Below are 12,533 nucleotides of genomic sequence, written 5' to 3' on the forward strand. Positions count from 1 at the left end.
GAGTATCGGTATCATTGGAGGAACAACGTCATTATAATCTAATCACTACAATTCTATTTTTCTCTGGAATTATCGTTATGGGTAGCTTATATACTGCACTTCCACTTACAGCAGCATTTGCGCATTCCTTTCATATACCTCAATCGGTAGCAACATTAAATGGAGTTATTTTTTCAATTATGTATTCGATAAGTTGTTTGTTTTATGGAACGATTTCTGACAAATATGGAAGAATAAAAACCATATTAATAGGTTTAAGCGGTTTGACCATCATTTGCTTTATTATCGGGTTTGTACAATCATTTTCACTATTACTCATTATGCGTGCAATACAAGGTATATTCGCTGCAACATTTTCTCCAGTAGCAATCACGTATACGACGGAAACATATCCAGCTAAAAAAAGAGTTACTGCAATTAGTTTTATTAGTACTAGTTTCATGTTATCGGGGGTATTAGGGCAGAACTTAAGTGAACTCATTGTTCATCATCTTAACTGGCATTGGGTATATTTCACTTTAACTGTATTATATTTGTGCTTAATATTTGTTATTTACCGCTATGTACCGGAAAGCCCACGTCGAAATTCAGATGTACAACTAGTAAAATTCTTTAATAACTTTAAAGATTTCCGTGATAATTTAAAGGTTTTATACTGTTTATTTATCTCATTTACGTTATTAATTATGTTTATCAGTATGTATGCCATTTTAAATTTATATATCTTATCAGATAAAGTGAATGGAGATATGTCTACAGCATCATTAGTGAAATTATTTGGTGTGATAGGAATGCTAGTATCGTTGTTAGGAGGCCGTTTAAGTGGCAGAATAGGTATTAAGCGTGTGATCTCACTTGCCTTACTAACAAGTACGTTATCACTGATACTGATGGGAATCACGACAAATATTATTTGTATCACATTATTTAGTGTTACATTTGTTGCTGGTATTGCATTTGCGATTCCATCAGTCATTTCGAAGGTGGGTATGACTGTTAAACATAATCAAGGATTCTTCTTATCAGTTAATACTGTTATATTATTTATGGGTACAGCCATTGCACCTATACTAATGATTTATATCGCTAAATTACCACAATATTTCTTAATGTTTGCTTCAATCGCATGTATTGGACTTATTTCATTTATTGTATCGCTATTTATGCCTAAAGATGAAAGTGCACATTAAATAAAAAACATAATGAATGACTTGGTTAATAGATATGATATATATTTAAACGATTTATTTATAGTGTATGACTATAAATGAATCGTTTTTTAGTATTAGAATTATATACATAGCTATTATATGATTGAAGAAATACAAATATTTAATAGGGGTGAGAAACGATGAATTATTCACCAAAGCAAGGCACTAAATCTCATGGATTGCCACATGATCCGTTTAAAAGTAGTACAGTACCAAGACCTATCGGTTGGATATCTACAGTTTCGAAAGATGGTAAAGATAATATAGCACCTTATAGCCAATACCAAAATTTAACTTGGGATCCACCTATGGTTATGTTTGCGGCGAATCAGTCTGTATTAGGTGATCACGAACGTAAAGATACTGTGAAAAATGCCGAAGAGACGGGTTGGTTTGTATGGAATATGGCTACGTATGATTTAAGAGAGGCGGTTAATTTATCATCTAAAGCATTAGCACCCGATGAAGATGAATTTGACTATGCTGGGGTCACTAAAGAATCATGTATTGAAGCACCTGGCTACAGAGTAAAGGAGTCCCCAGTACATTTCGAATGTGAATATGTTCAAACGATTCGCATACCAACTGGTGATCCTGTATCCACAGTAGATATTGTAATTGGACGTGTTGCTCAAGTGCATATCGATGATAAAGTCATCACTGAAGATGGAAAATTAGATATTCCATCAATTCGTCCAATCGCACGTTTAGGATATTATGATTATACAGTTGTTGATCAAGTATTTGAAATGAAAGCACCTCATGCTTCTAAAGAAGAATTAGCAGGATTAGAAGGTAGAAACTTCGATAATAAAAATGATGATTAAGGTTAATAGCACTTTCGTAATTAAACATTGAATATAAAATAATAGCCAGTCGATGCGGTGTTAAAAACACATTGACTGGCTATTATAATTTAGACATATTGATAATTATATTAAATCTTTATTCACTTTTTGTAGTTCTGTATAGTCACCATCAATGTGTACGTTTGGAGGTTGTACATCAACTTTTGGAAATAGTAATAAAGCGACTAAACCTATTAAACCATATATAATAAAGGTCATTGTATAACCTAAATCTTCTATAAACGGTCCTGCTACAATTGAGCCCAAAACTTGCCCAACGGCTAACATTAAAAATGGAATTCCGATACCTAATGACGCATTTTTCATAAATATCTTCACACCCCAAACGAGTAGTACACCTGTAATGAAAATATAACTCACACCAAAGATTAAGGATGAAAGGAAGGGCACTATCCACACGATAGGCGTTAAAGCTAAGAGAATAGAAGCAGCTGACATTAAGATAACCCCAAAAAAGTAGGCAGATTGAATATCTATTGATCAATGATATGACCAGAAATACCACCAAATTTAGTTGGTAGAAACATGATCGACAGGGCTAGAAAAATCAAGTGTATCGTGTAATGCTGATAAAATTTCTGCTTCAGAGTAATTGTAATTATTCTCTACCCATCTTCTTATAATTTCTATAAGCCCACTACTATAAAAATCAGCAATTAATTGTGGATGATCGCTGTTCATAATTTTATGTGCTAATAAATCGTTATTACACTCAGCACCTTCTAATATTTTCTCACTACAGAATTGAGTCAAGCTGCGAAAGACATCGTCTTGTCTTGATGCGACAAGTAAATGTTTAAATACAGGTTTATGTGTATTGATGAATGAGATAAATGATTCTAATGCATCTGTTGAACCGTGCTGATGTAAAGAATCTAAATCGAGTGCTTCTTTCATATATTCTGTTAATGAATAAAGTAAGTCATATTTATCTTGGAAATATCGATAAAATGTACTGCGATTAATTTCAGCAGCGTTACATATTTTCTGTACAGTGATGTCATCAAAGTGATAGTCATTTAATAATTCAAAAACTGTTTGATTAATATGTTTTATCATACGTTTTTGTGTAGATGTCGTCATAAGCAGGACTCCCCGAATAGTCATTTTATTAAGATAAGATTGATAGATAATTTATCATAGACGTTGTTATTTTACCAAATATAAATGCTTTTTACATGGAATACCCATTATTGAATTACGGAGACAACACAAAAAAGCAGGACTTGAGAATAGATAGCTCAAGTCCTGCTTACATGATTGTTACTCGGAGTTATTAGATTTTACTAGAAGAATTAATGATCAATACCTTCTAACCATTCATCTACTTTATTATCGTTGTCATCAACATAGTCTTTGGCAACTTGTTCTGGATTTTTCTGGTCTTTGAAGATTTTCTTAGCTAATTGATCTTCGTCTTTTTTGCTCCAGTCATCTGACATACGTGTTGCAATTGTGTATGCAGCTGGATGATTAGCTTTGAATTCTTTATTAAATACTAAGTTAATATGTTGATCTTCTTTACCATAAATTTTGTCAGGATCTTTTAACATTTTAACGCCTAATTCTTTAGAGAACCAACTAGAATCCATTGCTGTAAATAGAATTGGTTGTTGTTGTTTATAAGCTTTTTGAACTGCTTTAAATTGATCTTGGTCAGAAGATTCTTTTAGGCTATAACCGTCTAGATTATCTTCATCAAGTTCACTTTTAGTTTGTTTCATGACACCATTTCTAGCGTCTGTACCTTGAATTTCTTTATCAAATTTCTTACTATCTTTTAAGTCTGCAATTGAGTCGATATTTTGTTCATATTTCGGTACGGCTAAGCCTACTTTAACATCATCGACAAGGTTCTTTTTGTCGTAAACGGATAATTTGCTTTTATATTGATTGTAGTAACTTTTATCTGTAGATGGGAAAATACCAGACGTATGGAATGAATCTGCATTTTCAGCTACAGATGCATATAATGGACCACTTGCTTGTACAGGTGTAGTTGTAACGTCATAACCCGCTTTTTTAAGAACTTCAGCTATGACTAATGTACGTGGCGCTGAGTTATCACTAGCAATATATGGTAATTCGATTTCTTTATTGCCTAGGGAAGTATTGCCATCTTTTGATGAACTTCCGCCCCCGTTACCACACGCGCTTAGCACGATAGCTAAGGCAATAGTGGCAAACAGGCCTAACAGTTTGAAACCTCTTGTTTTAAACATTCAGCATATCCTCCTTTTTAAGATTAATATCTATCATCGTCATGACTGAAATCGGTACGATGTTTGTTGTCAGTATGATTTGAATATTGATCGTATACATCTTTACTATTTTCTCTTGCATATAACATTAATGCATTAAATAGCATGTCTTGATCATTCGTTTGATTTGATAACTGTTTGAATAAATCAGTTGTACGTGCTTCGTTACTTTGTGGACGAGATTGAGAGCGACGTGCGTATGAATGACTACGCTCAGAATGGTCGTCTAATCGGTCGTCACGTCTTGGATAATTATCGTGACCATTACCTTGTTTATTATATAAAGATTCATAATCTACATCGTCGTTAGGTTCATTGGATGCAAATCGTGATACGTGTGATTCGCTTGTATAAGTTGAACGGTGTGTATCATCTTGATAACGTCGTTCATCTTCATCACGATGATATTGACGATCTAAACGTGATGGGTGTTCACTTTCAAAGTTTCTGTCATCTCTTTCACGACGATCAGTAGCGTAAGCACCATGACGATCTTCATTGTTAGATGCATGAGATTCAGCTTGATGTGAATCTTGTTCTAATGCTTTACCTTCGATATCTAATTCTGGGAGGATGCTGCCTAACCATTTAGGTAAATACCATGATCCTTTACCAAATAATTTCGTTAATGCTGGAATTAATGTCATACGTACGACAAAGGCATCAAATAATACCCCAAATGCTAGTGAGATACCCATTGATTTGATTTGCATATCGTCTTGGAATACAAAGGCGATAAATACACTGAACATAATCAATGCAGCTGCCACTATAACAGGGCCACTTTCTTTAATACCTACTCTAATAGAGTGGTCATTGTCACCAGTTTTACTATATTCTTCATGCACACGTGTCATTAAGAATAGTTCGTAGTCAATGGCTAAACCGAATAGTAAACCAATTGTAATAACTGGTAAGAATGCTAATAGTGGACCAGTGTTTTCTACACCGAATAGGCCACCAAGGAAGCCATCTTGCATGACCAATGTTGTGAATCCGAGTGTTGCCATTAATGATAATACGAAACCAAGAACGGCTTTTAATGGAACAAGGATTGAACGGAATACGAATACTAATAATACAAATGCTAATAATACGATAACACCAGCAAATACTGGGATAGCATTATTTAATTTTTCAGCCATATCGATGTTGATCACGCTTTGGCCTGTTACTTCTGTATTAAAGTCGTATTTTTCTTTGGCTTGTTTATTATAATCACGTAAATCATAAACTAAATCGCTTGTTGATTGCGCATTAGGTCCATCTTCAGGAATGATAGAGATTAATGCATAATGGTTATTATCATTTAATTGAGGTTTTTCGACAGTATCCACATTATCCATATCTTTAAGATCTTTTCGCATGCTATTTAGATCAGATTCAATGTCTTTTTTACTGCCACCGTCTTTAGTATTTACAAGCATCGCAATTTGACCGTTATATCCGGCACCAAAGTTATCGGTAACTAAGTTATACGCTTTGTGTGCGGATGAATCGTTAGGTTTTAAGCTATCGTCTGGCATACCTAAACGCATTCCAGAAATTGGTATGATAGCTGCGATTAAAATAATTAAACTAATAATAATAGCTAGTACTGGTTTACCAACTACAAATTTAGCCCATGGATGATTTTTAGGGTCTTTACTTTTTTCTGGTTTGTCTTTGATTTTAATACGTTTATGGAAAACACTAATTAATGCAGGTAATAATGTTAAAGCGGCAAGTACCGCGAATAAAACACTAATTGCAGATGCGAATCCCATAACAGCTAAGAAATCAATACCTACTAATGAAAGACCACAAACGGCAATCATAACTGTTAAGCCGGCGAATATAACTGCGCTTCCTGCTGTACCAACAGCTAAGGCAATGGATTCAACAGGTGGGGTACCTTTTTTCCTGATTTCTTTGTATCTAAATAAGATGAATAGAGAATAGTCGATACCAACAGCTAATCCAATCATTACGGCTAGTGTTAATGTAAAGTTTGGAATATCGAATACGTTTGTTAATAATGCAATGATACCAATGCTTGAGCCTAGTCCTATGATCGCGCTGACAATTGGCATACCTGCTGCGATTAATGAACCAAATGTAATTAATAAGATGATAAATGCAGTGACAATACCAACTAATTCTGAATTACCACCTGGTTCAGAACCACCGCTACCACCTTGAGCTTGTTCGATTTGAACATTGTGGTCATCTTTCACATCTTTCATTTCGCGATCGATAATTTTCTTAGAAGAATCTTTTAATGATGTTTGGTTGACTACATAATTGACTGTAGCAATTGCAGTATCATTATCATCATTGACTTGATTTGTTTCATATGGATTACTTACGTTTTGTACGTAATCATCATCTTGTTTAATATTATCAAGTGCTTTTTCGATATCTTTCTTAGTGCTTTTATCTGTAATACCATCCTTTTTATCAGAATGTATTACAATTTTCATCGATGCTTTTTCACTATCTTGATGGAACTCTTTTGACATCTTGTCATTTGTATCTAATGATTTAAGACCATTCATTGTAATATTGCTATCAAATTTAGGTGCGCTAATCAATAATGGTGTAATGATAACGCCTAGAATCAAAAGCCACGCAATGATACTGACCCATTTGTGCTCAGCAATGAATTTGCCTAATTTGTATAAAAGTTTTGCCAAGACATTTCCTCCTATTTGTTTTTTTATTCGTTAACTTGTGACAGAGCTATGAAGTTGAGCTCAATTTAATTGAGAGAAATCTGTGGTGTTTTAAAGTTACAATTATTAATTTAACAAGATTCAACAGCTTGAAACACCATTAATTTTATTGAGTCGTTGAAAAATGAAACAGATTGTAAGAATTGTTGGACATTTTATTGAAAAGATAACTAAGAAGCGTGATTAATGTGTCGTTATAGCCACTGTTAACTTGTGACAAAATGACCAATGAGAATTAAAATACCTATCAATACTAAACATAAGCCAGGTAAATAAAATTTCTCTTTTAACTCATGGCGTTTTTCGTCAGTATATATCATAATTTTAGAAATAAGGATTAAAATTATGCCTAAAATAATAAGTATGATAGATAAAGCCATGTGGATGCCTCCTAACAGTATGAAACAAAAAATTTGATAGGGCGAAAGTCAGATGAAATTAAAAAGTGCTTATTATAAGTTGTATTCCCTGTATTCAGTTAAATAATAAGCTAAATACACAGTTTTAATAAAAAAGATCGAAATTGGGATGACTATGGCATGATTCCCCCATGATGCGTCAAAGAGTTAAAACTTTATATAAAAAAAGTGGGGCAAGTTAGATACTCACCACCACTTAATAGGTATTTAGGCGTTGTTCATTAATCAAACGAAAGAGTTCAATAAATAATTAAATACAATTATTGTGCGTTGGCTTTTAAGTTAACATCAATATTGCCACGTGTTGCTTTAGAATATGGACAGAATTGATGTGCTTGTTCTACATATTGTTCAGCTTCTTCTTGAGATACATTTTCTAACGTAACCTCAATGTCTGCAGCTAATTTGAATCCATTATCTGTAGCGTCTTTCACTAATTCAATCGTGATTTCAACTTCTGGGTTTGCGTCATTAACTTTATGACGAGATAAAATTAATGATAGTGCACTGTTAAAGCATGCACTATAACCTGCCGCAAATAATTGTTCAGGGTTAGTATCATTACCACCTTGACCGCCCATTTCTTTTGGTGTTGCTAAATTTTGGACAAACGTATTATCTGGACTAAATACACGACCATCACGGCCACCATTACTAATCATTGTAGTTGAATAAATTGATTCTGCCATTTCAAAAACTCCGTTTCTAATTAAATTAAGTTAAATTATATATTCGAATTAACTAATTTAACTTGATTGAATTATAAGGGGATATACATATAGTTACAAATTATTTGTTTATTAATATTGACTGATAAGATAAATAGATGCTATTAAAAATGCTAAGTGTAATTTTATAGCACTTTGTTATATAATGGAGATGAATTTTAAAACGGCAATTGATTAAAGGAGATTGAAAACATGAAAGATATACAATTCGACAAAGTCAGCATGTGTTTGAAATTATCTTGTTCAGCACTTTTAATCAGTGGGTCAATGATAGGTTATGGTTTTGCTAGTGACATGACAGCACAAGCAAAAGAAACCTCATCTTCATTTCATACATCTGAATCAAAAGATGAGTCATTGAAAGATAAAATCGATGACGCTAAAGATGACATTGATCGACTTACACATTTAAAAGAAGATTCAAGACAGGATTACCACAAACAATTAGATGATGTATCTGATAATGCAACATTGGATAAGATAATAGAAGATGCTAAAAAAGAAGATCGTAAATTAAAGTTATTAGATAAAGAAACACATCAAACAACGAATTCAGATAAAAACGCGTCTACTGAAAAGAATAATGAAAATGTAAAAGACACTAAAGACAATGATGATGTTACTAAAGACCTAGACAAAATTTTGGCGGATTTGGATGTATCTTCAGAAAAGGTTGATAACCCTCAACAAAAAAGCGATGAAACGAATCAGGTACAAAGTCAAAGTAATGTACGTGATACGCAGCAAACGTCAAATCGTAACCAAACGTCAGTGCTCGATGATTTAGATAAAATAAAACAAGATACAACATTAGATGAAGATGCAAACACGACAAAAACACAACAGGGTTCCAAGCGCGCATCTAACCAACGTCAAGATGCACAACAAGATTCTAAAGATCAATCGCAAGAAACTACTAAAAAACTGCCTCAAACTAACATTAAAGAACAACAAACATTAGATGATTTAAAACACATTGCAAACGAAGCGGATGTGAAACAATCTGATCATAAACAAGATGAACATGTAGGAAAGATTACAAAGGAATTAGAGGGTAGTGACAAAATAGATCAAGCGATTTCTAGTCAATTAGCTTCTAATAAAATGAATGATGATCAATACATTAATAATAAAAGGGATACACTTAAGGCACTAGAAAAGGATGTCAATCAACGAAGTGATTTTAACAAGCAACGTAAACAGGCTTTAAAACAAGATATTCGTCAAACAGAACAACGCATGAATCAACAACATGATTTAATACTTAATCAGTTGCAACAATCCAAAGATAAACATAAAGCGACACAATCCATTTTGGATAAAGTAATGAGTCAAAATGAAGCGAAACAAGCAATGAAACACGTAAAGACGAAAGGAAAGACAGATCAACAAATTGCCAATCAAATTGATAAGCAGTTGGATGGACTTGCACATACGTCATCAGATAATATTTTAAAATCAATGTTAGATCAATCTAAAGATAAGCAACAATTAATTAAGCAACTACTTGCTACACGATTAGGAGATAAAGAAGCACAACGTATTGCGAAACAATTAGCAAATGGCCAATTATCCAATCAACAAATTGTGGAGCAACTCAAACGACACATTGATAAACAAGGACATGTGAGCGCGGATGACATTTTAAATGATGTATTAAATAATGCAAAAGATAAACGACAAGCAATTGAAACTATATTAGCAACGAGAATTGAACAAGGAAAAGCAAAAGTGCTAGCAGATATCATTAATCGCATACAAAGTGATAAAGCAAGTGCTTTAGATTTAATCAAGTCTGCCATTAACGGTAAAGCTAATGATTTATTGCAATTGCAACAAAAGATGGACAGTGCTAAGAAAGATTTAGATTATATAGTTTCTCCAATCAAGAATAGACCAAGCATTTTTGATAGAATCAATCAACATTCAAATAACGGTTCTCATTTATTAGATCAACTTAATTCAGGTGGTAGTCTGTTGGATGGTATCCCTGATATTCCCACACCTACACCTGAAAAAGGCTTAACACTGGGTTCTAATGATGGATTCTTAGATGGATTATTTAATGACGATGGTAATCTATCATTGCCTGATGCAGGTCAAACAGTTAAGCAGCATTGGATGCCTATTGCATTAGTTATAGCCATTATCGGTGGTAGTATAATCTGGTTTATTCAACGTAAAAAGTCAAAATAAATTAAAATAAGCGAGACAAAGTTAACTTTGTCTCGCTCTTTTTAATGGTGTAATCCGAGTGATTTATTTACCCGTTATATAATCCAATTGTGCTGCATCATCTGCATCAATGGTTCTATATGAGATAACACCTAATCCTTTAACATTTGATTCTGAAATGATGATTGAACCATCAGCGTTAACCTTTTCTACGAATGCAACATGGCCATATTGTGTATCTGCACCTAATTGACCAGCTTCAAAAACGACTGCGGCATGTTTTTTAGGTGTTGAAGATACTTGATAACCTTCTCGTGTTGCACGATTATTCCAATGATGTGCGTCGCCTAAATTACTATGAATATATTGACCAAATTGTTTCATACGTTGATCTACATACCATGTACATTGTCCTTGTGGATAGCTTGAACTTCCTTCGCTTTCTTCGAATGGTTTGAAACTTGATTGTGATTGATCATCGCTATGAATCGTATGATTATATTTATCCAAACTTGGCATGTCTTTCTTATCAAAATCAGTTAAATGATAATGCTTTATAATACTATTTAATTTCTTAGCATAATTAGGATCAGTCGCATAAGTACGTGATAAATGAGAAGTTGCTGACTGGTAATTAGATGCTTCACTCTTCCATGTTGGTCGGTAAATGTTAGGATTACCATCTATACCTTTTTTAATTAAACGTGCGTAATCTTCGAGTGACGTTTTTGTATCAGGATACTTACGGAATCCAGCTGTAATATTAAACATGTTATTTGAGCTATCAGCTTCTAAAGTATTAAATGAAACTGACTGACCTTGATAAGTTCCTTTAATGCCAAATAGATTAAAATTAGGTTTCTGTGCTAAAGCACTATTACCAGAATCAGATTCTAATATAGCTTGTGCCATCATTACTGAGGCATAAAGGTCTTCTTTTTGACCTATTTGATGTGCATCTTTGGCAATCGTTTTAATAAAATCTCTCGTACTTTTACTATCAACGATATTGATATCACCATTTGTTAAAGTACTGTTTTCTATTTTAGGTAATTGTTGAAACAATCCAGTGGCACGTGTATTCGATTGTTTAAAATCACCTTCAAATGATTGTGCGGGCTTTGTTTTATGTTTTAATTCATCCGGTGTTGGAAGTTGAGGATTGACGTCTTGCTGTTTTGTATTGTTTGGTGTTGTATCTTGTTGTTTTTCATCTTGAGTGTGTTTATCTTTAGATGTTTGATACTGCTTTTGCGTTTTCGTTGCATCTTCACTATACTCATCTAAAATTGAATCAATTGCTGAGTCGGAAATGCTTTGATGTGATGTTGACTTGTCATTCTCATTAGAACCATCCGATTGATTTGAAGCATGATCTTGTTGATTGTTGTCGCTTTGTTGATGATCTTGAACTTCATCACTTTGTGAATGATTGTCTTGGTTTGATAGGTCACTATTTTCCTTATCGTGACGATTAATAGATTGGTTATCTTTAATAGACTCGTCTTGTTGTGGATCCTTTTCAGAGCTATCGCTATTATCTGTAACTTGACCATTATCAGTCATCGTATCATTATTATTCGATTGTTCATTTTCAGACGTTGTATTTGTATCATCTTCTTCATGAGAAGGTTGTTCATAGTCTGAAATATCAGAGTCAAAATGAAATAGATTTTGAATTAAAGTTGTTAAACTAAAACTATTGTCATATTGGTCTGGAGACCATAATCGATTAAAGTCAGATTGATGCGTGGATAATCCATCATAAAATTGATTAATTAAATTTGTTGATTGATGTGATTTTTTATAATTATCATCTGTAACAGATGTTTGTGTTCCGTGATGCTTTTGTTGTTGCGCTTTGTCTTGTCCATCCTTTTTAGTGTCTTCACGGGATGGTTTCTTAGTTTTTTCATGCTTTTGTTGTGGTGTGTCCATTTCATCATCGTCTTGTGTGTCTTTAGTAGGTTTATCATCATTGTTTGTTGAATCATTGTCACTTTGAGTATCACGCTGTTGTGATGATGAAGACGGCGTTGTTGAGTGGTCATCTGCAGCATTAGCTATGGGTGCTGTTGAGAAAGATGGCACAATTAATGTAGTTGTAAGTAAATATATCAAGAATTTATCTTTAGACATCTGTGATTAGCTCCCTT

9 protein-coding genes and 1 pseudogene are annotated in these 12,533 nt (G+C 33.5%); 3 read left to right on the forward strand and 7 right to left on the reverse strand.

From position 1 onward, the window contains the following. The first annotated feature begins 14 nt into the window (after positions 1–14). Together ssp1_RS01130 and ssp1_RS01135 are read left to right on the forward strand one after the other, a co-directional pair. A complete protein-coding gene (locus tag ssp1_RS01130) occupies positions 15–1,190 on the forward strand; it encodes an MFS transporter (protein ID WP_075778273.1) in 1,176 nt (391 codons plus the stop codon). A 161-nt stretch (positions 1,191–1,351) separates the two neighbouring features. Next, a complete protein-coding gene (locus tag ssp1_RS01135; protein ID WP_107536017.1) occupies positions 1,352–2,038 on the forward strand; it encodes a flavin reductase family protein in 687 nt (228 codons plus the stop codon). A 105-nt stretch (positions 2,039–2,143) separates the two neighbouring features. Here the strand turns inward: ssp1_RS01135 and ssp1_RS01140 are convergent, their stop codons facing one another. The 6 genes and pseudogenes from ssp1_RS01140 to ssp1_RS01160 all read right to left on the reverse strand — a co-directional run bounded on the left by ssp1_RS01140 (position 2,144) and on the right by ssp1_RS01160 (position 8,163). Then, the gene (locus tag ssp1_RS01140) at positions 2,144–2,518 is read right to left on the reverse strand and encodes a hypothetical protein (RefSeq protein ID WP_228077280.1); all 375 of its coding nucleotides are present in this window, start codon (positions 2,516–2,518) and stop codon (positions 2,144–2,146) included. Positions 2,519–2,590: 72 nt separating this feature from the next. Next, positions 2,591–3,163 carry a TetR/AcrR family transcriptional regulator gene (locus ssp1_RS01145; protein WP_107536018.1) on the reverse strand — a complete coding sequence of 191 codons (573 nt, stop codon included), beginning with the start codon at positions 3,161–3,163 and terminating at the stop codon, positions 2,591–2,593. Between the two features lie 212 nt (positions 3,164–3,375). Continuing rightward, on the reverse strand, positions 3,376–4,302 hold the full coding sequence (locus tag ssp1_RS01150) for a glycine betaine ABC transporter substrate-binding protein (protein WP_075778270.1): 927 nt from the start codon (positions 4,300–4,302) through the stop codon (positions 3,376–3,378). A 566-nt stretch (positions 4,303–4,868) separates the two neighbouring features. Beyond that, a pseudogene (locus tag ssp1_RS01155) lies at positions 4,869–7,016 on the reverse strand (MMPL family transporter); the annotation flags it as partial. 245 nt (positions 7,017–7,261) lie between these two features. Further along, entirely contained in the window at positions 7,262–7,435 is a 174-nt protein-coding gene (locus ssp1_RS11870; RefSeq protein WP_162886109.1) for a hypothetical protein, read from the reverse strand. 299 nt (positions 7,436–7,734) lie between these two features. Further along, on the reverse strand, positions 7,735–8,163 hold the full coding sequence (locus ssp1_RS01160) for an organic hydroperoxide resistance protein (protein ID WP_049423200.1): 429 nt from the start codon (positions 8,161–8,163) through the stop codon (positions 7,735–7,737). 231 nt (positions 8,164–8,394) lie between these two features. Between ssp1_RS01160 and ssp1_RS01165 the strand changes: the two genes are divergently transcribed. After that, positions 8,395–10,398 (forward strand): midas domain-containing protein, encoded by a 2,004-nt coding sequence (locus ssp1_RS01165; RefSeq protein ID WP_075778268.1) that lies wholly within the window; start codon positions 8,395–8,397, stop codon positions 10,396–10,398. Positions 10,399–10,461: 63 nt separating this feature from the next. On the opposite strand, the gene ssp1_RS01170 is transcribed toward ssp1_RS01165, so the two are convergent. After that, positions 10,462–12,516 carry an amidase domain-containing protein gene (locus ssp1_RS01170; protein WP_075778267.1) on the reverse strand — a complete coding sequence of 685 codons (2,055 nt, stop codon included), beginning with the start codon at positions 12,514–12,516 and terminating at the stop codon, positions 10,462–10,464. Between the last annotated feature and the right edge of the window lie 17 nt (positions 12,517–12,533).

This window comes from Staphylococcus sp. M0911, assembly GCF_003491325.1.
Classification (GTDB): domain Bacteria; phylum Bacillota; class Bacilli; order Staphylococcales; family Staphylococcaceae; genus Staphylococcus; species Staphylococcus warneri_A.

What these genes read in the sequence shown, in the direction of transcription:
- ssp1_RS01135 (WP_107536017.1), top strand. Translation starts at nt 1,352, where the DNA reads ATGAATTATTCACCAAAGCAAGGCACTAAATCTCATGGATTGCCACAT.
- ssp1_RS01140 (WP_228077280.1), bottom strand. Translation starts at nt 2,518, where the DNA reads ATGTCAGCTGCTTCTATTCTCTTAGCTTTAACGCCTATCGTGTGGATA.
- ssp1_RS01145 (WP_107536018.1), bottom strand. Translation starts at nt 3,163, where the DNA reads ATGACGACATCTACACAAAAACGTATGATAAAACATATTAATCAAACA.
- ssp1_RS01150 (WP_075778270.1), bottom strand. Translation starts at nt 4,302, where the DNA reads ATGTTTAAAACAAGAGGTTTCAAACTGTTAGGCCTGTTTGCCACTATT.
- ssp1_RS11870 (WP_162886109.1), bottom strand. Translation starts at nt 7,435, where the DNA reads ATGGCTTTATCTATCATACTTATTATTTTAGGCATAATTTTAATCCTT.
- ssp1_RS01160 (WP_049423200.1), bottom strand. Translation starts at nt 8,163, where the DNA reads ATGGCAGAATCAATTTATTCAACTACAATGATTAGTAATGGTGGCCGT.
- ssp1_RS01165 (WP_075778268.1), top strand. Translation starts at nt 8,395, where the DNA reads ATGAAAGATATACAATTCGACAAAGTCAGCATGTGTTTGAAATTATCT.
- ssp1_RS01170 (WP_075778267.1), bottom strand. Translation starts at nt 12,516, where the DNA reads ATGTCTAAAGATAAATTCTTGATATATTTACTTACAACTACATTAATT.